This window comes from Streptomyces sp. 1-11 (assembly GCF_007176755.1).
Taxonomy (GTDB): Bacteria; Actinomycetota; Actinomycetes; order Streptomycetales; family Streptomycetaceae; genus Streptomyces.
This window is the reverse complement of record NZ_BJTV01000032.1, coordinates 1-20,459: the sequence shown is the minus strand read 5'-3', so window position 1 is coordinate 20,459 and position 20,459 is coordinate 1. Positions and strand designations below refer to the sequence as shown.

Below are 20,459 nucleotides of genomic sequence, written 5' to 3'. Positions count from 1 at the left end.
AGCTTCGCTCGGGCCTCGGGGCGGTTCTCCGCTGCGCTGCGAACCGTGTGCCTCGCACTGCGTGCGAGGCAGTGGGCCACGCTCCGCGCGGCCCGGGCTGGGGGGCTGTCATTGAGCCGCTGCCCCGCGCCATCTGGCTCGGGGCAGCTTCTCTCCTGGTCGCACGTCGGGTGGGAGTGAGGTGTGCGGAGCCGGCCGCGCGGCAGCTCGGTCGGCTGGGATGCCTGCCGACCCACTTCCGATTCGGGGTCAGTTCTGCTGCGGTTCGGTGCGGCCTTCGAAGTCACGCCGGATCGCAGCTCCCTGATTCTCAATCAGTCCGGCCTGGTCGGGGAAATCGAGAACCGCGCCGCAGTGGTCGCACAGCTTCCCGTCTCCGGCGGGCGTGCCGCAGGCCTTGCAGAACCGGTTGCTTTGAGTGTTCTCAGTGTTGTGGGTCATGGCTCTCCTGGTCGGGTGGGCGGCGGTGCGTGCGGAGTACCCGTGGGATTCGCCCTCATGCGGTGCCTTCGCTGCGCTCCGGTCACCGGGTGGCGCAGCGCGCCACGAAAGACCGGCCCCGCTGCGTGGGGCCGGTCAACGGGCCTGCGGCCCGAGCAGCTACGGGGCGAGCTAGTCAGGCTGGGTGGGAGTGGCCGGCCGGGTGGCTAGAAGGCCTGCCTGCCGAGGTCCCGTCGTATTGTGATCCGCAACTCCGCCAGCAGCAGCTCCTGGGTCAGTCATGCAGGGGTCCACCGCCAACCGCTGCATCTCAGTGTGATGCAGCATGTAGCATTGGAAGAAATATAGGGGGTGGTGCGGTGTGATGGTCGGTAAGGGGCTTCCTGCAGGGATCACCCGTAGGGCTGAGTATTTCATTCGGATGCATGGCCGCTGGGCTGGCCGGAACGATATAGAGCAGTACAGGGCCCGGTGGATGGAGCACGGGATCCCTGGAGGTCAGATCGATCGCGTGGCGGCCTTCGAGGCTGTCTGGGGCGGTCTGGCCCTTCCTCCTTCTCCTCACTATGACGGGGGGCCTCGCACGCTTCACGGAGACATGCCTGAGGGGCCAGAGCCTGACTGGCTCTTCGAAGCCGGCGCGCAGCGTACGGCTCTTCCTTACTCGTTCGTGATCGGTCCAGACGGGGAGTTCGGGCTTGAGGCCGGGAAGTGGGTGGCCTTGCACGCCAGCGTCGAGGGGTGGTTGGAAGCCCTGGTATTGGCAGATCACGCCCGGCGGTGTGCGGTGACGACCACGATGCTGCAGGGCGCTGCTGTGGACGACTTGGAGCTGGATGGGTTCGAGGCGGTGCCGGAGGTCGCCGGTCTTGCGGACACCTGGTGGCGCGGGAGCGACTCGCTGATCGCCATCTACCGGGGCGAAGCCGAAGTCATGGAAGCGCCGCGCTGCCGGACCGCCACCATCTACGCCGGACTCGACGCATGGGGCCTCAGAGGGCTCGACGACATTCCCACACCCTCGAAATAGCTCACCCGGCCATCTGAGCCAGCCTCGGAAAAGAGAAGTCAGAAAATGCAGGTCATCTCGCTCAGGGAACATCAGGTAGCCCAGAAATCTGCCTTTCGTGGATGGGTTGGATTTCCTGCAAGATCATCTGTGCCGCCCCAAGGTGCGCGAAGCGTGATCGTGTCGGCGACCGGGTCGGGGAAGACGATCACGGCGGCCGCGTGCGCGTTGGAGTGCTTCCGGGACGGCCGGATCCTCGTCACCCTGCCCACCCTGGACCTGCTCGTCCAGACCGCCCAGGCGTGGCGCCTGGTAGGCCATCGGGTCCCGATGATCGCGGTGTGCTCGCTGGAGAACGATCCGGTGCTGGGCGAGCTGGGGGTACGCACGACCACGAACCCGATCCAGCTGGCGTTGTGGGCGGGGACGGGGCCTGTAGTCGTGTTCGCCACGTACGCCTCCCTCGTGGACCGTGAGGACTTCGACGACCCAACGGGCCAGGGGCGTATGCAGGGGCCGTTGGAGGCTGCTCTGGCGGGTGGGGAGCGGCTGTACGGGCAGCAGATGGCGGGCTTCGACCTCGCCATCGTGGACGAGGCCCACTCAACCACGGGTGATCTTGGTCGGTCGTGGGCGGCGATCCACGACAACACCCGTATCCCCGCGGACTTCCGGCTCTACCTGACCGCCACCCCGCGGATCCTGGCACCACCCAGGCCGCAACGCGGGAAAGACGGGCGCGAGCTGGAACTCTGCTCGATGGGACAGGACTCCCCCACCTTCGGGCCGTGGCTGGCCGAGTTCGCTCTCGCCGAGGCCATCGAGCGAGGCGTCCTCGCCGGATTCGAGATCGACGTCCTGGAGATCGAGGACCCCGACTACTCCGTCGGCCTGTCCGACCAGGCGCGGCGTGGCCGGCGCCTCGCGCTGCTGCAGGCCGCACTGCTGGAGCACGCCAGTGCCCGCAACATCAAGACGATGATGACCTTCCACAGCCGGATCGAGGAAGCCGAAGCCTTCGCCCTCAATCTCCCGCGGACCGCTGCGGACCTGTATGCGGACGAGGTCACCGCCCACGCCTTGGACGAGGCCGCCGCCAGGCCGCGCTCCCCTCTCGGTGCCGTACCCGGTGACGTCGAGGAGGTCGGCCGGCACGTCCCTGCGGACCGGGTGTGGTCGGCGTGGCTGTGCGGGGACCACCTCGTCACCGAACGCCGCGAGGTCCTGCGCCAGTTCGCGAACGGCATCGACGCGGCCGGCCGGCGGGTGCACCGGGCATTCCTCGCCAGCTGCCGCGTCCTCGGCGAAGGAGTCGACATCCGGGGCGAGCGGGGTGTGGAGGCCGTCTGCTTCGCCGACACCCGAGGCTCCCAGGTCGAGATCGTGCAGAACATCGGCCGGGCCCTGCGCCCCAACCTCGACGGCACCACCAAGACCGCGCGGATCATCGTGCCCGTCTTTCTCCAGCCCGGCGAAGACCCCACCGACATGATCGCCAGCGCCTCCTACACCCCCCTCGTCGCCGTCCTCCAAGCCCTGCGCTCCCACTCCGAACACCTCACCGAACAACTCGCCAACCGGGCCCTCACCCGCGGGACGCGAAAGCCACACGTCCGGCGGGACGACGACGGGCGCATCATCACCGGCGTCCCCGCCGGCACCGGCCCGGAAGGGCCGGAGGTCGAGAGCGGAGTGGCGGAGTCGGAGCTGTTGCAGTTCTCCAGTCCCCGGGATCCGGCCACCATCGCCGCGTTCCTGCGCACCCGCGTCTACCGGCCGCAGTCACTGGTCTGGCTCGAGGGCTACCAGGCCCTCCTGCGCTGGCGAGCCCAGAACAACATCACCGGGCTGTATGCCGTGCCGTATGACGTCGAGACCCAGGTGGGAGTGACCAAGGCGTTCCCCCTGGGCAGGTGGGTCCACCAGCAACGCAAAGCGCTGCGGAGTGGCGAGCTCGACCCCCACCGCATCGAACTGCTCGACGCCCCCGAGGCCGGGATGGTCTGGGAGCCCGGCGAAGAAGCCTGGGAAACCAAACTCGCCGTCCTGCGCTCCTACCGGCGCGCCACCGGCCACCTCGCACCCCGCCAGGACGCCATGTGGAACGACCCCGACGGACAGCCCGTCGCAATCGGACAACTCATCGCCAACCTCCGCCGCCCCCACGGCCTCGGCAAAAACCCCGACCGGGCAGCGGAACGAGCCAGGCAACTCACCGCGATCGACGAAGACTGGAACTGCCCCTGGCCACTGCACTGGCAACGCCACCACCGCGTCCTCACCGACCTCGCCACCGACGAACCCCACGGCCGGCTCCCCGACATCGCACCCGGCGTCCACCTCGACGGCGACGACCTCGGACGATGGCTGGTGAGGCAGCAAGACGCGAGGACCTGGGCGCAGCTGTCCACCGAGCAGCAGGAACGGCTCTCCAAGCTGGGCGTGACACCGGCGGAGACGCCGTCGGCGGCCCCGGCCGACACGGCCGCCCAGGGCACGGCGAAGGGCCCGGGGAAGGTTGGGAGCAAGGCTCAGGCGGCGTTCCACAGAGGCCTGGCGGCCCTCACCCAATGGGTCGAACGCGAAGGCAGGCGGCCCGTACCCCGCAGCGCCATCGTGGAGCTCGTGGTTGAGGGTGAGGCGGAGCCGGTACCGGTCAGGCTCGGCGTATGGATCACCAACACCAAGCAGCGGCGCGACAAACTCACGGCGGAGCAGCTCGCCGCACTGCGCGAGCTGGGGGTGGGGTGGGCGTGACAGCTGTGGAGCATCAGCCGCCCAGGCGCAGCGATCGCGCCGTGAAGCGTACATTTCGCGTACGCAGTACGTACCGAGCGCGTTCCTGATCGGCAGAAGCAAACGGTGCGGCTCGGGCGCGAGGCAGCAGGCGGACGGTCAGAAGCTCCAGCTGTAGAGGCCGCCGCCGGTGTGCACAGCAGATGCCGCGAGCCGGGCGACTTTCTGGAGGACCGCCAGAAGATCGTCGTCCGTCATCTCGTCCCCATCCTCGGACCAGAGCCGCGCAGTCCAGCGACCGGCAAGCTCTTCCAGTTCGGCGAGGCTCGCATTGGCCAGCGCCCGGGTCAACCGCTTCGGCAGAGCGAGCACCTCAACGCCATCATTCAAGGGAGGAACGACCCACTCAGGCCACGGCCGCTACGCATACAGCCGCTCAGATGACGGGGCCTCGGCCGAGGGCTCCTCGAAGTACATGTCCCACTCGGCAATGGCCGTGTCCGGATCGATGAAGTGGCAGCTCACCGACTCGAAGGCCGCACCGGGTCCCCGCAGCCGCGTAGCCGCCGCAGCCTCGTCGTCGTCTGCGAGGAAGAACAGGACGTCATGGGCCATCTCAGCATGATCGCAGCCCGGCGAACCGGCGCGGCCAGTGACAACTATCTCGACCAGCCCCACGTCGCGCGATCGGCGCTCAACCCTCGATGAGAAGAGGTCAACCTTCACTGCGCGAGGTCACTCACCGACACATTTTGCGAAGACGTCCGTCCGGGCCGGTGAACACGAGACCGTGGTGGAGTGATCCGTAACCCCGTCCTCCTGCGGACCGCTCCCCTGCAGCGGGAGACGACCTCTTCGCTGATCTGCCGCGTCGCCAGGCGCTACGGGATGGAAGCAAAGGTGTTACGGGCCTGCTGGAAGTGGCGCAACTACCCGCCGGGGCACGAGGGCGGCGGCGCGCGGGCTGACGCCGAGATAAGGTTGCCGGCGGGGCGACGGAGTGCTCGAGGTGGTCGTCGGCCGCCGCCGAGGTGGTCTTCGAAAGCTGTCCGCCGCTGAAGCCGTTCCCAGTCCGTAGGGGCAAGCGGCTGGCACCAGGGTGTGCCCAGCCGCTGGAGCTGCGGTGGCAAGTGCCCCTAGATCACCGCCCAGATCGCCGCCGAACTGCCACTCACCCGGGCCGCCGAGGCGATGCGGCCGAGTCAGGTGCGGTGGCCGGGAAGGGCGTACTGCGTTCGTGGTCTCCGGTCAGCGGCGTGCCAGGGCCGGTAAGCGGCTCCTGAGTCGGATTCGACCGACGAGCAGTGGGCGATGCTGCCATCGGCAAAGGTGGTGCGCAGTGCCGGCGGCGGCCCGGATCAGAAGGGTGTGTGGTCGAACCAGCGGTCGAGGACCGTGGCGTCCCCCGAGACATCGAAGACCGGGTCCCGGTACGACCGTCGGCCGTAGAGCAGCAGCAGGAGATCCGCCGCCGGCCCCCGCACCGCCGCCGTGTCCGGCCCCGACTCGGCGACCCCGCCGGACAGCAGCCGGAAACCGACCGGCTCCAGCCGTGCCCGCCATTCCTCAACGGTCGCATCGTCGGCACCCGTGCACCGGAACGCGACCGTCTCCCCGTCGCCGCGCAGCTGCTTCACCCCAGGCGCGAAAAGTCCCGCGTGGCGCAGGTTCACCAGGAACTCGTCCACTCCGTCCGCCGCCAGCACCGGATCGACGTCCGGCTCCCGGCCGACGGCACGCTCCGCGTCCACCCGGTGCACCAGCGTCTCGAACAGCATCCGGCGCGCCCAGAACCGCGCATGCGGGTCCTCGCCCCACGTCCACATCGGCGCGTCGGGGTCCGTGTCCCGCAGCACGGCCGCCACGTCGGGCACCCCCGCCATCACCCAGTCGGGGTAATCTCGCGGGTCGTCGGGCAGCCCCAGCTCCACGTCCCGGCTGCGGGGAAACTCCTGCACGCGCCGGGACAGCAGGGTGCAGAACCAGCGCTGCAGCGAGCCCACATGCCGAGTGAGCTCGGCCAGTGTCCAGTCGGGGCAGGAGGGCACGGCACCCGCGGGGTCGGCGCCGCGGACCGCGTCGGCGAACCGGCGGGTCTCCCGTTCGATCGCCTCACGGTAGGTGTCGTACAGCAGGGGATGTCCTGCGTTGCCCGTCGTCGCCATCTGCTGCCGCCGTTCTGTCACGGGTACGGATTCCGCAGACGATCAGTGTGGCGGTTGGAGCGTACTCGAAGGCAAGTCGGCCCCTGGTCCGTCACGAGCATCGGCCGCGCCGCGCCCGCGTGCACCTGCCGGCGCGGTCAGGACTTGACGATGCGACGCACGTTGTCGACCGAGCATTGCTCTTGCCTCGGCAGCAAGCAGGGCGAGTGGGGCGAGTTCTTCAGCGACCAGGTGACAGCCCTCCTTGAGGCTGAGATCCCGGCTTGCACGGCCGCGCGCACCCGGCCACGTCCGCGTTGGCACTGCTCGCCGCACGCAGGCCCTGCTCTCGACCGACGCCGAAGCGCCGCGGCAATGAGCTACGGCTCAGGAAGCCGTCGTGCGGAGGTGCGCCGGTACTGCCCACCACTGGTCCGGGCGGTCCACCACCGCGGCCTCCAGGCCGGTATCCATCAACCGGCCGAGGCGCAGGAGATAGGCTGCTATGCCTGCCGCACCCTGCATCCACGCTGTGCTCGGCGGTAGCAGCGGAGGATCCTTGCGGTGTTCCAGGAAGCGCCATCGGGCGCCTGCTCGGTCCCTGACCGCCCGCTTCACCAGCGCATCACCCATCCTGCGCGCCCCCTGCAACAGGGTCTCCGCCTCTGCGCTCGTCCGGCAGGCCTGAACCGCGTCCAGAAGCACGTCTCCGACACCCGCTGTTCCACAGCAGCGGCCATCGTTGTCCCAGAAGCCGGGGCGAAGACGTTCCGGCAGCCCCGAATCGAGGATCGAGGTCAGACAACGCCGCCGTAGTTCCTCGACCTGGAAGCCTTCCACCTCTTCGACTCCCGCGTATGACAGCGCCGCGAACAGCAGCGACGTGCCCGCCGGTCCGTGGCACCAGGAGTACGTCACCGGTTCCACTTTCCGACTCGACGGAGGAATCGTGTGCGGGACGACGAAACCTCCGTCTTCCAAGGAACCTACCGACAGGACGTGCCGGGCCCCGTGCACAGCGGCCTGAAGAAAGTCCTCTCTATCCAGCGCCGCACCCGCCACCGCCAGCGCCGCCGCGATCCCGGCAGTGCCGTGCGAGTAGTTCGGCATCCTCGATGGCATGCCTGGCACCATCCCCCAGTCCAGGCCCGTTTGCGTACGGTCCGCCACCCGTAGCAGCGCTTCACCGCCCGTCGTCGCGATCCGCTGGGAGAACTCGCTCTTCGCCCAGACCGCCGTCAGCACCACGCCTGCGGTACCCATGACCAGGTCGCTCACAGGGGCGTCCGAACCCTGTTCGACATCGAGTGTGGTCTTCCAGCCCGCAGGAGTCCTCAGATCGGCCAGCCGCCGCAACGCGGTCAGTTCCTCACCCGGGGCGAGAAGCCTCAACGCCATTGCGTCACCGGCGAGACCGTCGTACAACGACGGCTCCGTTCTGCTTCTGGCCTGCGCCGACAGTCTTGCCACGATCCCGGCCGCTAGGCTCTCTTCCCTCTCGCTCAGCTGCCGGTACTGTGCGATCTCAGCCAGCACCGGAGCCAACCCCGCGATTCCCGCGTACAGCGAGTCGCGGTCCTTCGGAGGTGCTGGTTCCTGAGCGTCCGGCGACACTGTCTCCGGCAGCCACGGGCCCTCGTCCTCGCGCACCTGGTTTTGTATCCATGCCCAAGCGGCCTCGCCCAACTCGAGGTACGCATCGCTCCTCAACATCCAGCCACGCTACAGCCCACCTGGGCGCCCAGTACGATATCCGTCTACTCGGCCGGTGCCGGTTGGCGGCGTTCTCCGTGGCGCCTCCATACATCAGCGGTAGCCGTTTACCAGGCCCTCAAGGCCGACGGAGACGCCGCAAGCGACGAAGCCCATGCTGTGCGACCCGCGCCCCCGGCGAATCGCGCAGGGACGGCGGCCCGCAGCGCGTCAGGCCCGGCCGCGGCATGATGCGCGCGCCAAGGAAGGTGGACGCAGTGAGCCGGACGCCTTCTGGGTCGACCCTGCCACGACCCCAATGACCCAAGTGCGGCCGAGGGGCCTGAAGGTCTTCCCGGATTTGCGCCGGCTGGTGCACGAGGTGCTGACGGACTGACCCCGAGGACCGGCCGGCCGGCCGCCGCGGTCACGGCTTCCGGCCCTCGGATGCGCATCAACAGCGTTGTGATGCAGATCACTTGCAGGATTGGAACTCCCTGCCCGGCATCGACGAACAACGGGTGACCACGACACCACGACCCGATTGCCGAGGACGTGCATGAACCACAGAGGTGGAACGTGACCCCGATGCGAGACAACGGCGCCGCGAGCGTCCCGGCAACGGCCGCAAGCGGCGGCTGCGACGGCTCGGTCATCGAGCGGTCCTGGGAGACGCCCGACGCGTTCACCGTGATCTTCGACCGCTACGCCGACGACATCCACCGCTACATCGCCCGGCGCCTCGGCTCCGACACCGCCGACGACCTGATGGCTGAGACCTTCGTGATCGCCTTCCAGCGGCGGCGGCGCTACGACCCGGCCATTCCGCACGCCCGCCCCTGGCTGTACGGGATCGCCACGAACCTGATCGGACGTCACCGCCGCGACGAGGCACGCCGGTTGCGGGCCCTGTTGCGGGCGGCCTCCCTGGCGCCCGGTACGGAACACGGCGGTCCCGAGGACGGGGTCACCGAACGGCTCAGCGGCAGCTCGCACAGCGCGCTGGCCGGCGCCCTCGCCGGGCTGCCCGCCCGGTACCGGGACGTGCTGCTGGTGATCGCCTGGGGCGAACTGGACTACGCGGAGGCCGCGCAGGCCCTGAGCGTGCCGGTCGGCACCGTGCGCTCCCGTCTGCACCGGGCCCGCACCAGGCTGCGCAAGGCACTGGCCGCAGCCGGCCACCCCACCTCGACCACACCGCAGAAGGAGACCGATCATGGATGAGCTGACGCAGGTGCGGGACTGGGACCCCGGCGCCGAGGGACTCTCCGACCGGGCCCGCGCGGCGGCCCGGGCCCGCCTGGAGACCGCCGTCACCGAGGAGTCCCGCGGCCGCACCGCCCGCACGGGCGGGCTGCACCGGCGCCTGGTGCTGCGCACCGCGCTCGCCGGCGCCGTCGCGGCGGGCGCGGGCGTCACCGTCGTCGTCACGCGCGACGGCGACGGACACGACCGCACGACCCGGCTGAACACGGTCAGCGCCGCCGAGGTGCTGCGGCGAGCCGCCGACCGGTCCCGCACCGCGAACCGCGACCTGCCCGTCCCCCGCGACGACCAGTACTTCTACACCCGGACGTACGTCGTCCAGACGTACCTCAAGGACGGCAGGACCCGGACGTGGACCGACGAGAGCTGGATGTCGGTGGATGGCTCGAAGCCGTCCCTGCGCCAGGAGAACGGGAAGGTCCACCACGACCCTCCGCTCGGCAAGCACGAGGTGCGCTGGCCGCCGACCGTCTACTCCAAGCTCCAGCGGATGCCGACGGACCCCGACAAGCTCCTGGACCAGTTCAGGCACGGCATGAAGAGCTCGCCGCTGAACGACGCGCAAGCGTTCTTCGAGGGGTGCATGCTGCTGATGGGACCCCGGGTGCTGCCCCCGGCGCTGCAGGCCGCCGCCTTCGAGGCGCTGTCGAAGCTACCCCGCATCAGGCTCGACTACCACGACGCGACCGTGGCCGGCCGGCGCGCCGTCGGCGTCTCGCACCCTCAGGCCTCCTTCACCTTCCTCTTCGACCGCAAGACCTACGACTACCTGGGCCTGCGCACCAAGGGCAGTTCCGCGAAGAAGGTGAACGGCGAGTGGAAGCAGGTCAACTACTACTACAGGACCACGACGCTGGAGGACATCCAGGTGGTCGACCGCATCGGAGAGCACCGCTGAGCCGCCCGGCCGGGGGCTCCCGCGCGCGGACCGGCTGCTCCGGCGGCCCGTCCAGGTCTCCCGCCGGAAGGTGAAGTCGGAGAGTTCGGCCAGCCACAGAGCTGAACGGGCGGCGGTCTCCGCCGCCCGTTCAGCTGGCAGGCAGGGATCCGTCGAGGATGTGACGAACGCCCAAGGCGAGGGGCTGGGAGACGCAGCGGGCCATCGCCGTCGCCGGACACGTCCCCGTCCCGCTCACCGGCCGCGACTACCTCGAACTGCTGCCCGTGCGCTGGCAGGCCATCACCCCCGCCGGCATCACCATCCACCACCGCACCTACGACCATGATCTCCTCGCACCCTACCGCGGCCAGCCCTCCCCGGTCGCCGGCCGCGGCGGGAAATGGGAGATCCACTACAACCCCCACGACGTCCGCCAGATCTGGATCCGCCTCACCGACGGCGAGCTGACCGAGATCCCCTGGATCCACCGCGACCACGTCCACCAGCCGTTCAACGACCACACCTGGCAGCACATCCGCACCCACGCCCACCACAACAACCACGACGACAGCCAGCAGCACGAAGCACACCTCGCCGACGCCCTCGACCAGCTCATGCGCCGCGTCCACACCGGCCACGCCACCACCACCGAACGAGCCCTCCTCGCCCGCGCCACCACGCCGCCGGTCCCCGCCGCCCGGCACCCCCACCACAGCACCGGCCCCCTCACCGGCGAACCGGCCCAACACGACGAGAACGACGAGGACGACAGCATCGACGACCTCGACGACCTCCCCGACGACGGCCCCGCCCCGCCGCGGCCGCCGGATTCGGGCTCTACGACGCACCCGAGGAAGCCGACAAGTGGTAAACCCCCGCCCGCACACCGAACACGCCACCCCTGCGCAACGCCCCAGCAGACACACCACCCGGACCCTTGCCGCCGTCACCGAGACAGACAGCGCCGGCCCACCAGAACCGTCCTGGCCCCTGACCACCTGGCAGGGCTGGCAGCGCTTCGCCACCACCGACCCGCCCACCCCGCCCCAGCCCGGTGACCCGCCCCGCAGCCGCGACGAACGCCTCGCCTACCACTCCGCGTTCGTCACCATCCGCACCCCCGCCATCAGCCAACTCGCCACCCAGGTCCGCACCCTGATGATCCTCGGCCGCCACCAGCAGACCACCGCACGGCCCTCCCTGATCGTCACCGGACCCGCCGCAGCCGGCAAAACCACCGCCCTCCTCCATGTCGGCCGCGCCTGCCACCTCGCCCACCTGCGCAAAAACCCGCCCCCGCCCGGATCAGCCCACGCCACGGCACCCGTGGCGTACGTCCTGGTCCCGCCCGGCGCCACCGCGAAGACCCTCATCACCGAATTCGCCCGGCCCGCTACCTCGGCATCCCCGTAGCCACCCGCATGACCCAGACCCAGATCACCGACGCCGTCTGCCACACCTACACCCAAGCCGGCGTCCAACTCGTCCTCATCGACGAGATCCACCGCCTCAACCCCCGCACCACCACCGGCGCACAAACCGCCGATCTCCTGAAGGACCTCAGCGAACGCCTCCCCGCCACGTTCGTCTACGCCGGCATCAACGTCACCGACACCCCCCTCTTCACCGGGGTGAGAGGCGCCCAACTCGCCGGCCGCGCCACCCTCATCACCTGCGGCCCCCTCCCCGCCCGCCACGGCACCCGCCAGCCGTTCCGCGACGTCATCACCGACATCGAAAACAACCTCGACCTCCACCAACACAAACCCGGCACCCTCCCCCGGCACACCCTCTACCTCCACCAACGCACCGCCGGCCGCATCGGATCCCTCACCCGCCTCATCCGCCAAGCAGCCATCACCGCCATCACCGCCATCACCGCCATCGGCGACGGCACCGAACGCATCACCAAAACCACCCTCGACACCATCCGACTCGACCACCTCGCCGAAACCCACCACCACCCCCGCACCCGAAGCCGCTAACCCCACCCCACCAGCACAAACAGCGCTGACCAGCAAAAACACCAAACGAGCCATTACACGCCAGAACTACCTACAACCCACCCGGGCCACGATCCACGCACCACGCATACGCCCAGCTCACAACCCCAACCTCCCCACCTAAGCCACCCACGCCGCCTCTCAGCACACCCACAACACCCCAGGACAACCGCATCCGCGTACACCAACAAACCCCCCTCCGAGCGTTACGAGTGCGTGGCCACTTGAGTGGCCGGGGTGGACCGGCGGTCGAACCCCGTCTACTGCTCGCGGCGGTGCGAATCCTGCTGTGCGCCGAGGTTGTCCTGACGGTGACTGTGCTGATGCCGACCGGGCTTGCCCGCATGCAGGAGTCGGCTCCTCCTGGCAGGAGGGAGCCGACCTCGGGGATGTGGGAGGGGTTATTCCGTGCGCAGGCCTTCCGCGCGCATCATCCGCAGCAGCGGCGGCAGGCTGAGCAGCGTGACCACGCCGACCACGGCCGCGCCCGCGCCGGTCATGGTCAGGACGCTCGCCCAGTCCACGGCCACCGGTGTACGGGTCATCTTCAGCAGCACCGAGCCGAGGGTGACACCCACCGTTGTGGCCAGTACGAGGCCGAGTCCGACCGGGAGGGCCGTCTGCCACAGCACCGACAGGCTCAGCGTGCGGCGCCGGGTGCCGAAGGCGACCAGCGCGGAGAGCAGCTTCCTGCGCTCGCGCAACTGCTCCATCTGGGAGACCAGCATACTCGCGCCGATCAGTGCCAGCACGAAGACGGCGCCGACGAACAGGCCGGTGCGGATGGAGGTGTACTTGGAGTCCTCCTGGGTCGCCGACCAGCTGTAGGTGCGTGCCAGGGGGTCGATCCGGGCGACGACGTTGCGTATGTACTCCCGTGAGTCCGGCACCGACGGGTCCAGACGCAGGTAGACCCCGCGCGAGACCACCGCGGGCGCGGCCTTGGCGGGCAGGGCGGCGGGGGTGACCAGCAGACCGTTGGAGTCCTCCAGCGAGTCCTTGCGTGCTTTCACCACCCGCACGTTCGCCGGAACGGTCCAGGGCGCCTCGATGCCGCGTTCGGCGGCGTCGCCGTACGACGGGTCGATGTAGAGCTGCCGACCGGGCTTCACCACGGCGATCTCTTCGGCGTTGCTGGGGGAGACGTAGTGGCTCCTCGTTCGAGTGACGAACACGTCGCCGTCCTTGCAGGAGGACAATGTGGCGAGTTCACGCAGGGCGGTGCAGTTACCCACGGTCAGGCCGTTGCTGTTCTTCGGGTCGCGACGCGCGTCCCCGTACTGCGAGATCGCCAGGGCCACTGCGGCCCGTACCCCCTTGGTGCCGGCGAATTCGCGCTCCACACCGGACAGCGGCTTGCGGTCGCTGAAGTCGACCTGCATCTGAACCCGGCCGGGGTCCTGGCCGGTGGCCTTGATGTACTGGCTCTGCGTTCCCGTGAACAGCATCTGCAGGGCGATGGCTCCAGCCACGGCGACGGCGATGCCGTTGACCATGCGTGCGGCGGTTCCGCTGCTCAACTGCAGCCGCCGTACCGCGAGCTGCCAGGACAGCGTGCCCTTGCCGAGGCGGACGACGACCGCCTCCACGACCCAGGGGAGCAGCGCGGTGATGCCGATCAGCAGCAGCAGCACGCCGCCGATGACGAGGTACTGGTTGAAGTCACCGTTCTTGCGGCCCTTGCCGATCATCGGGTAGAGCATCGCGAGGCCGGCCAGCGGCAGCAGCAGCCGCCACCACAGCCGGCGGCGGCGCTGCTTTGCCGAGCGCACGACGCCAAGCGGTTCCACCACCACGCCGCGCATCGCGAGCAGCGTGACGAGTACGGCGGCGACCGGGACCGCCACCGCGACCAGCACGGCGAGCACGGGGGACGGATCGAGGTAACTGGGCCAGACGCTCACGCCCAGCACCTCGGTGGAGCCCAGCGTCTGACGGCTGAGGAGGAAGAAGCCGGTGCCTGTGACCAGGCCGAGCAGGGCTCCGGCGAGTGCTTCGCCCGCCGCGATCCGCCGGGTCATGTGGCTGTCCGAGCCGACCAGGCGCAGCGCGGCCAGCCGGCGGTCGCGGCGCTCGCCGCCGAAGCGGACAGCGGCGGCGATGAACACGGCGACCGGGGTCAGCAGCGCCACGAACACGACCAGGACCATGAGCAGCAGCACCGGGTCGGTCTTGCCGGGTGTCGCGTCCGGGTCGCCGTACCCGGTCAGCCGGTGTACCGGGGAGAAGGCCGTGAGTTTCAGCCCCGAGGCGCCCGCGTAGTAGGCCAGTTCGTGGGACCCGATGAGTCCGCTCTCGCCAATCGTACCGGTGATCTTGTAGGGCAGCCGCTCCCGCAGCAGTTCGGCGCCGTCCGAGGCGAGTAGGTCCCTGAGCGCGGGTGAGACCACCATCTCGCCGGTGCCCGGGAAGCTGTCGACCCCCGGGGGCAGCGGCGCCCGCCTGCCCTCGGGCTCGACGAGCCGGCCGCGGATGTCGTCGTCGTGCCAGGTGGTGTCGGTGTCGGCGATCAGGAAGGTGTTGTCGGCCTTCGGTTGGATCTTGGTGGAGTACGTGTAGTCGAAGCGGGCATCCTCCACCTTCTGGCGGGCGGCGAACACGTTGGGCAGGGCGGTGCACAGCAGGAGCAGTGCCACGCCGAGGCCGACGCCGACGGCGGTGAGCGTCATCCGGATCCAGCCCTCGCGTCCGCCGGTGACGGCGAAGCGGGCCCCCATGGCCAGGTCTCGGGCCCACTGGCGAGGACTCATACGGCGCGCTCCATGTCGCGGGACCTGCCGTCGCGGACGACGATCTCGCGGTCGGAGTAGGCGGCCACGCGTGTCTCGTGGGTGACGAGGACGACGGCGGCGTTGGTCGAGCGGGCCGCTTCGGTCAGCAGCTCCATCACGCGTTCGCCGTTGAAGGAGTCGAGCGCGCCGGTGGGTTCGTCGGCGAAGAGCAGGCGCGGTCCGGTGACCAGCGCGCGGGCCACGGCAACGCGCTGTCCCTGGCCGCCGGATACCTCGCCGGGCCGCTTGGCCTGGAGGTCGTCGACCTCGAGCCGCTCCATCCAGGTGAGCGCGGTGCGCTCGGCCTGCTTGCGGGGCGTGCCGTTCAGCCGCAGCGGCAGCGCCACGTTCTCCACGCAGGTCAGCTCCGGCACCAGCTGGCCGAACTGGAAGACGAACCCGAACTCGCTGCGCCGGAGCGCGCTGCGCTGGGCATCGCTCATGTTCGTCAGTTCACGCCCGTTGTAGGTGATCGACCCGGAGTCGGGCAGAACGATCCCCGCGAGGCAGTGCAGCAGTGTGGACTTGCCGGACCCGGAGGGGCCCATGACGGCGACGACCTCGCCGGGGTGTATGGAGAACTCGGCGCCGTCCAGCGCGTGGGTCGGGCCGTACGCCTTGCGCAGATCGTGCGCGGCGAGCAGCGAACCGGGGGAAGAAGTCGTCATCGGGTCACAGCCTCACGGAGTTTGTCGAGTCGGGTGGCGGTCAGCTCGAGCCAGCGCAGGTCGGCTTCGAGGTGGAAGAGGGCGTGGTCGCAGATCAGCTGGTCCGCGAGGTCGCCCTTGCGCTTGCGGTCGGTCAGGATCCGCATGCTGCGCAGGTGCTCGGCACGCTGGGTGTCCAGGATCTCGGCGGCGTTGCGCCGGGTGAGCAGGGCGAGGACGACCTTGGTGTACAGGGTCGATTGGAGGTACGGTTCCGGCTGCTCCGGCATCGCCAGCCACCGCTCCACGTCGCTGATGCCGGCCTCCGTGATCGCGTAGCGCTTGCGCTCGGGCCCGTCGCCCACCTCGATCCCGTCGACCTCGACGAGGCCGTTCTTCAGCAGTCGGGACATCGTCGAGTAGACCTGGCCGTAGTGCAGAGGCCGGTCGTGACCGAACTTCTCGTCGAAGGCCCGCTTCAGGTCGTAGCCGTGGCGCGGGCCAGACTCCAGGAGCCCTAAAAGGGTGTGACCGATGGACATGACCCCTACTCTACACACCATGTATACACGCCGTGTATACATGGTGTGTATACACGGTGTGTGCAGGTCATGGCGGGGCGTACGACAGCGCAGGCGAGGGAGCCGGGAACTCGGATCGTCTCGGTTCGAATACAGCGTGCGCCTGTCTCATCCCAGAATGCCGGTAGAGCGTGCTCCTGCTGGTCGCGCTGCACGCCTGGGCGTACGTCCCTGACCAGCGGTACGTCCTGGTCATGGCCGAACGTCATGCGTATCCGAGTGACCTGTCCGATGCCCGCTGGGAGTTGATCGAGCCGCTGCTCAGCGCCTGGCGGGCCGAGCGGCGCAGGCATGCGCTGAACATCGGACGCCCGCCCGAGCATGACCTGCGCGAGATCATGAACGCGATCCCGTACGTGGACCGCACCGGGGTGCAGGGGCACTACCTGCCGCACGAGGAGCATCGTCACCGACACCCTCGGACTGCTCCTGGCCGTGCTCGTCACGGCCGCGAGCGTGCAGGACTCCGCCGCCGGCACCCACCTGATCGACCAGGTCGCCGCGGCCGGGTATGCGTGAAACGCCCGATGCGGGTCGCAAGCGGATCGACCTGAGCGTCCCCCAGGTTGCCGGCAGCGCCCTCGCGGCGGTCGTGGCGGCCAAACTGGCCTCGTACTTCGGGGTGTACGGCACGATCCGCGGCGCCGGCGTCGTCAGTGTGGTCGCCACCTGCGGCGGCACGCTCTTCCAGCACTTCTTCCGTCGTACGGGTGAACAGCTGAGGGAGACGAAGCCGCCCGTCCGCCCCCACCGGGAAGGGGCGCCAGCTCCCGACGGGTTCGGCGAGGGGACCGTGTACCGGGCCCGGACGCGGACCTGGCGGCGCCCGGTCGTCGCGGCCGCCGTCGTCTTCGCGGTCACCATGGCCGGCATCACGACGTACGAGCTGGTGTCCGGCAGCAGCTTCAGCGGCGGCAGAGGCAGCACGGTCAGCGACGCGGTCGGCGAGCGCGGCCGGTCCGTCCCGGAGACCGGCGGGACCGGACCCGCCGCCCGGCCCTCGGCCCCCGCCTCCGACCCGTCCTCCGGGGCCTCCCGGTCGCCCTCGTCCGGGGGGTGGCATGGGACCGCCGGAAAGACCACGTCGCCCTCCGCGGGCACAGCGGGCAACGGTTCGGACCGGGGCGCGACGTCCGCGCCGTCCGGGTCGGCGAGCCCGCGCCCGAGCGGCGACGCGTCACCGGCGCCCAGCGGGCCCACGACCGCTACGCCCCCAGGACCCTCCGAAAGCAGTCGTTCTGGAACAGGCGTTCCGGGTCCAGCCGGTCCCACGCGTGACGGTTCGCAGGTCTTCTTCATCCCCGCACAGACCTGCCAGGGCTAGGGCCTCTCGTTTGGATCACGCCGGGCTCGCGGGGTCTGGTGCGGCGCCTCGCCGCGTTGTCGTCGGTTGCCATGGCTCCGCCATGTCGCCCTCCTCCGCCTTGCGAGGCACCGCACCAGACCCCGCTCCCTTATCCGGCCTGATCCAAACGAAAGACCCTAAGGGCTCGCAGAGAAGCAACGTGTTGCTTCCCGTGATGGGGCTCGCTGTTGCGGTATGAGCGTCTCCGACGAGGTTCGGCGTCGTGGTGGGCGCGGACGGTGGTGGAGTCCACGCTGACCAAGGACAGGTCCACCTCGCCCCGCTTGACGGACTCCGCGATCAGCCCCTCCAGCAGGACCTTGAACACACCCGCGTCCCGCCACTGCCGGAAGCGATTGTGGACCATCGACCACGCGCCGAACTCCCGCGGCATCTCCCGCCACTGCCCGCCGGTCCGGAACCGCCAGACCACACCCTCGAACTGTTGGCGCAGCCGCTTAGCTTGAGATTTAACCCTTGGGTTCGTGGCTCGCATACTGGTCCAATGAGTTCGATCTCCACGCACCACCGGTTCAGGGACCCCCGGAGGACGAAGTACGACTTCCTCACGTCGGTTCTCGTGCGCTGTCCGGGGTGCGGGAAGGTGGCCCACATCGGTATACCGCCAGACCCGTCGGGGGTTCACGACCAGGGCCTCTTCGCACGGAGGCGGCTCGTTTGTCGGAGCTGCGGGATGGCGAAGGACTGGAGCCGTGGCGGTGTGACCTTGCACCGGGATCGGCGTGCGTCGGCCACAGACCCGTACTTCGATGTGCGTCTCTGGCTGCAGATCGAGACCCGGCACGGGTGGGTATGGGCCTACAACCTGGAGCACCTGGACCTGATCAAACGATTCGTGCAGGCACCGCTGCGTGAAGGGATTCCCTGGCACGACCATGGCCGAAGGATGACCGTGGTGGCGCGCTTGCCCGCATGGATGCAGCAGGCCAAGAGCCGTGACGAGGTACTGCGGGCCATCGCCCGCATCCACGCCTCACTGCTGCGCACCTGACCTTGTCATTAGCCAGTTCGGCGCGGTTTTGTGCCGACCTCGTGGTGGGCGGGGCGGTTGTATGACTCGCCGGTGGCGAGGACTCTACCCACGTCGTGCCGGGTGGCGGGGCGGCGGTTTTTCGAACCCTGTGGTCGGCCAGGGCCGGGACGGGATGGTTTCGGTGCACCGGCTGGAGAGCCGGTCTTCACGTGCAGGTTCCTGAACCCTCTGCGTACGCGGGCGGGTGTCAGTTTGTTCGGTTCGGTCGGCTTCTCCCAGGGCCTGCGGAGGTCGGTGGCCAGCGGTCGGGCGAGCCGGAGTTGGGCGTAGGCGGCGATCACGAGCCAGGTCCACCGATCGGCCGCTTCCGAGCTGCGGCGCCGGGGCCTGGTCCACCCCAGGGTCTGCTTGAACAGGCGGAATGTGCCCGACATCCTGATGCTCCAGACTCACGACCACGGCCTTCGCTTCGCCCCGGCCGAACGTATGGCAAAAGGCTCGGTCAGCACACGTTTTGGCGTCCGGTCGCAGCCACATCGCGGCGGACGGCACCCTGCGACGGGCGAAGGCCTCACCCCCGGCCAGCGCGAGGAAGAAAGCTTTCGCCGACAAGTGGAACGAGGTCCACACGGACGGCCAGAAGATCGCCGCGCTCGTGCATGACGTCGGTCAGGGCGTCCCTCCGCAGCGCGTCATCCTCACTGTGAAGGGCGTACATGTTGACGCGACCGTGGCAGGTCTCGGCGCGCGTATCGCTGTGCGGGGTCCGGGAGTGCGCATCCGCTCCCGTGGGCGCGGGGGGGTGAAGCTGTACAGACGGCTGTGCGCGGGGATTCTTCCAGTTGCTCCGCACTCGTGCTGCACCTTGCGGCTTACAGGACAAGTCCCAAGTTTCTCCCACGTTGCCTGTTCTGCCCCTCCCCAGGAAGAGGGCTCACCGCCCGTTGGGCCCAGTCGATGGCCGGTAAATTAGAGATCATCTCATTTGGCTGGGTCAGCTGCTGGTCGTGTCGAGGATCGTTGAGCGGCTGGTGCCGGACGAGTTGTGGGAGCTGTTCCAGCGGGTGGTGCCGGAGGCACCGTCGCGACCTCAGGGTGGTGGCCGGCGTCGGCACGGCGACCGCGAGGTACTGGCCGCGATCGTGTTCGTGGCGACGTCGGGCTGCACGTGGCAGCAGTTGCCGGCCGCCTCGTTCGGGCCGTCCGGCGCGACAGCCCACCGACGCTTCACGGAGTGGACGAAGGCCCGCGTGTGGGCCAAGCTGCACCGCCTGGTCCTCGACGAACTCGGCGCCCGCGGCGACCTGGACTGGTCCCGCTGCGCGATCGACTCGGTGAACATGCGGGCCCTGAAAAGGGGGACCTGACAGGTCCGAATCCTGTCGACCGGGGCAAGTACGGCTCAAAGATCCACCTGATCACCGAGCGGACCGGTCTGCCCCTATCTGTCGGCATCTCCGGCGCCAACGTCCACGACAGCCAGGCCCTGGTCCCGCTCGTGAAGGGCATACCGCCGATCCGATCCCGGCGAGGCCCCCGACGGCGCAAGCCCGCCAAACTGCACGCCGACAAGGGATACGACTACTCCCACCTGCGGCGATGGTTATCCCAGCGGGGCATCCGGCACCGCATAGCCCGAAAGGGAGTCGAGACCTCACAGCGGCTCGGCCGGCACCGGTGGACCATCGAACGCACCATGGCATGGCTCGCCGGATGCCGTCGCCTCCACCGTCGCTACGAGCGCAAAGCCGAGCACCTCCTCGCCTTCACGAGCCTCGCCTGCACCCTCATCTGCTACCGCCAACTCGCCAAATGAGATGACTTCTAAGAGGTTGTTCGCTTTCCGAATGTCGTGTGCGGATTCCGCTGGTCAGGCATGAGATTGCGGCTGTGGCGGGAGTGTCGACTCGTTGCTGATCGAGTCGGCGTGGGGGTGGCGGATGCCGTCGA

Annotated in this window: 18 protein-coding genes and 4 pseudogenes; 11 read left to right on the top strand and 11 right to left on the bottom strand. The window is 69.2% G+C overall.

Annotated features, from left to right (window positions below; translation table 11 throughout):
* Window positions 1–249: 249 nt before the first annotated feature.
* The gene (locus TNCT1_RS35270; RefSeq protein WP_143640382.1) at window positions 250–441 is read right to left on the bottom strand and encodes a hypothetical protein; all 192 of its coding nucleotides are present in this window, start codon (window positions 439–441) and stop codon (window positions 250–252) included.
* A 598-nt stretch (window positions 442–1,039) separates the two neighbouring features.
* Here TNCT1_RS35270 and TNCT1_RS36590 point away from each other — a divergent pair.
* Window positions 1,040–1,471 (top strand): hypothetical protein, encoded by a 432-nt coding sequence (locus TNCT1_RS36590; protein ID WP_235903069.1) that lies wholly within the window; start codon window positions 1,040–1,042, stop codon window positions 1,469–1,471.
* Window positions 1,472–1,516: 45 nt separating this feature from the next.
* Window positions 1,517–4,207 carry a DEAD/DEAH box helicase gene (locus TNCT1_RS35260; protein ID WP_143640379.1) on the top strand — a complete coding sequence of 897 codons (2,691 nt, stop codon included), beginning with the start codon at window positions 1,517–1,519 and terminating at the stop codon, window positions 4,205–4,207.
* A gap of 138 nt (window positions 4,208–4,345) precedes the next feature.
* Here the strand turns inward: TNCT1_RS35260 and TNCT1_RS35255 are convergent, their stop codons facing one another.
* The 4 genes from TNCT1_RS35255 to TNCT1_RS35235 all read right to left on the bottom strand — a co-directional run bounded on the left by TNCT1_RS35255 (window position 4,346) and on the right by TNCT1_RS35235 (window position 7,980).
* Window positions 4,346–4,558, bottom strand: a complete 213-nt coding sequence (locus TNCT1_RS35255) for a hypothetical protein (RefSeq protein ID WP_143640377.1) — start codon at window positions 4,556–4,558, stop codon at window positions 4,346–4,348.
* A gap of 48 nt (window positions 4,559–4,606) precedes the next feature.
* The gene (locus TNCT1_RS35250; RefSeq protein ID WP_143640374.1) at window positions 4,607–4,801 is read right to left on the bottom strand and encodes a hypothetical protein; all 195 of its coding nucleotides are present in this window, start codon (window positions 4,799–4,801) and stop codon (window positions 4,607–4,609) included.
* Between the two features lie 743 nt (window positions 4,802–5,544).
* Complete coding sequence (locus tag TNCT1_RS35240) at window positions 5,545–6,372, bottom strand: maleylpyruvate isomerase family mycothiol-dependent enzyme (protein ID WP_143640372.1); 828 nt, start codon at window positions 6,370–6,372, stop codon at window positions 5,545–5,547.
* A 345-nt stretch (window positions 6,373–6,717) separates the two neighbouring features.
* Window positions 6,718–7,980, bottom strand: a complete 1,263-nt coding sequence (locus TNCT1_RS35235) for a lanthionine synthetase LanC family protein (RefSeq protein ID WP_235903068.1) — start codon at window positions 7,978–7,980, stop codon at window positions 6,718–6,720.
* A gap of 630 nt (window positions 7,981–8,610) precedes the next feature.
* On the opposite strand from TNCT1_RS35235, the gene TNCT1_RS35225 reads away from it, so the two are divergent.
* Together TNCT1_RS35225 and TNCT1_RS35220 are read left to right on the top strand one after the other, a co-directional pair.
* The gene (locus tag TNCT1_RS35225; protein ID WP_143640366.1) at window positions 8,611–9,246 is read left to right on the top strand and encodes an RNA polymerase sigma factor; all 636 of its coding nucleotides are present in this window, start codon (window positions 8,611–8,613) and stop codon (window positions 9,244–9,246) included.
* Window positions 9,239–10,186: a CU044_5270 family protein gene (locus tag TNCT1_RS35220; protein ID WP_143640363.1), complete on the top strand. Its 948-nt coding sequence runs from the start codon at window positions 9,239–9,241 to the stop codon at window positions 10,184–10,186. The genes TNCT1_RS35225 and TNCT1_RS35220 overlap by 8 nt, the downstream gene beginning before the upstream one ends.
* 78 nt (window positions 10,187–10,264) lie before the next feature.
* On the opposite strand, the pseudogene TNCT1_RS36585 reads toward TNCT1_RS35220, so the two are convergent.
* Window positions 10,265–10,403, bottom strand: a pseudogene (locus tag TNCT1_RS36585) (saccharopine dehydrogenase); the annotation flags it as partial.
* A 49-nt stretch (window positions 10,404–10,452) separates the two neighbouring features.
* Here TNCT1_RS36585 and TNCT1_RS35210 point away from each other — a divergent pair.
* The 3 genes from TNCT1_RS35210 (at window position 10,453) to TNCT1_RS37065 (ending at window position 12,153) form a co-directional block, all read left to right on the top strand.
* Window positions 10,453–11,226 carry a Mu transposase C-terminal domain-containing protein gene (locus tag TNCT1_RS35210; protein WP_235903067.1) on the top strand — a complete coding sequence of 258 codons (774 nt, stop codon included), beginning with the start codon at window positions 10,453–10,455 and terminating at the stop codon, window positions 11,224–11,226.
* 100 nt (window positions 11,227–11,326) lie between these two features.
* A complete protein-coding gene (locus TNCT1_RS37070; RefSeq protein WP_235903066.1) occupies window positions 11,327–11,581 on the top strand; it encodes an ATP-binding protein in 255 nt (84 codons plus the stop codon).
* An 8-nt stretch (window positions 11,582–11,589) separates the two neighbouring features.
* Window positions 11,590–12,153, top strand: a complete 564-nt coding sequence (locus TNCT1_RS37065) for an ATP/GTP-binding protein (protein WP_235903065.1) — start codon at window positions 11,590–11,592, stop codon at window positions 12,151–12,153.
* A gap of 419 nt (window positions 12,154–12,572) precedes the next feature.
* Here the strand turns inward: TNCT1_RS37065 and TNCT1_RS35200 are convergent, their stop codons facing one another.
* Genes TNCT1_RS35200 through TNCT1_RS35190 form a run of 3 tightly spaced genes read right to left on the bottom strand, consistent with a single transcriptional unit; the run spans window position 12,573 to window position 16,131 of the window.
* Window positions 12,573–14,921 carry an ABC transporter permease gene (locus tag TNCT1_RS35200; RefSeq protein WP_143640358.1) on the bottom strand — a complete coding sequence of 783 codons (2,349 nt, stop codon included), beginning with the start codon at window positions 14,919–14,921 and terminating at the stop codon, window positions 12,573–12,575.
* On the bottom strand, window positions 14,918–15,610 hold the full coding sequence (locus TNCT1_RS35195) for an ABC transporter ATP-binding protein (protein ID WP_132856606.1): 693 nt from the start codon (window positions 15,608–15,610) through the stop codon (window positions 14,918–14,920). Before TNCT1_RS35195 ends, TNCT1_RS35200 begins: the two co-directional genes overlap by 4 nt.
* The gene (locus TNCT1_RS35190) at window positions 15,607–16,131 is read right to left on the bottom strand and encodes a PadR family transcriptional regulator (protein WP_143640356.1); all 525 of its coding nucleotides are present in this window, start codon (window positions 16,129–16,131) and stop codon (window positions 15,607–15,609) included. The genes TNCT1_RS35195 and TNCT1_RS35190 overlap by 4 nt, the downstream gene beginning before the upstream one ends.
* 233 nt (window positions 16,132–16,364) lie before the next feature.
* Between TNCT1_RS35190 and TNCT1_RS35950 the strand changes: the two are divergent.
* Both TNCT1_RS35950 and TNCT1_RS36060 read left to right on the top strand, forming a co-directional pair.
* Window positions 16,365–16,674, top strand: a pseudogene (locus TNCT1_RS35950) (transposase); the annotation flags it as partial.
* 7 nt (window positions 16,675–16,681) lie between these two features.
* Window positions 16,682–17,494, top strand: a complete 813-nt coding sequence (locus TNCT1_RS36060) for a hypothetical protein (protein ID WP_216856700.1) — start codon at window positions 16,682–16,684, stop codon at window positions 17,492–17,494.
* 247 nt (window positions 17,495–17,741) lie between these two features.
* Here the strand turns inward: TNCT1_RS36060 and TNCT1_RS35175 are convergent.
* A pseudogene (locus tag TNCT1_RS35175) lies at window positions 17,742–18,011 on the bottom strand (transposase); the annotation flags it as partial.
* Window positions 18,012–18,209: 198 nt separating this feature from the next.
* On the opposite strand from TNCT1_RS35175, the gene TNCT1_RS36865 reads away from it, so the two are divergent.
* Window positions 18,210–18,527, top strand: a complete 318-nt coding sequence (locus tag TNCT1_RS36865; protein WP_308789303.1) for a hypothetical protein — start codon at window positions 18,210–18,212, stop codon at window positions 18,525–18,527.
* 8 nt (window positions 18,528–18,535) lie between these two features.
* Here TNCT1_RS36865 and TNCT1_RS36760 read toward each other — a convergent pair.
* A pseudogene (locus TNCT1_RS36760) lies at window positions 18,536–18,934 on the bottom strand (transposase); the annotation flags it as partial.
* 591 nt (window positions 18,935–19,525) lie between these two features.
* Here TNCT1_RS36760 and TNCT1_RS35160 point away from each other — a divergent pair.
* Window positions 19,526–20,325 (top strand): IS5 family transposase gene (locus TNCT1_RS35160; RefSeq protein ID WP_174266560.1). Its coding sequence is split into 2 segments (ribosomal slippage): window positions 19,526–19,865 and window positions 19,865–20,325, totalling 801 coding nucleotides; the frame shifts between segments, so codons are not numbered across the junction.
* The last annotated feature ends 134 nt before the right edge of the window (window positions 20,326–20,459 follow it).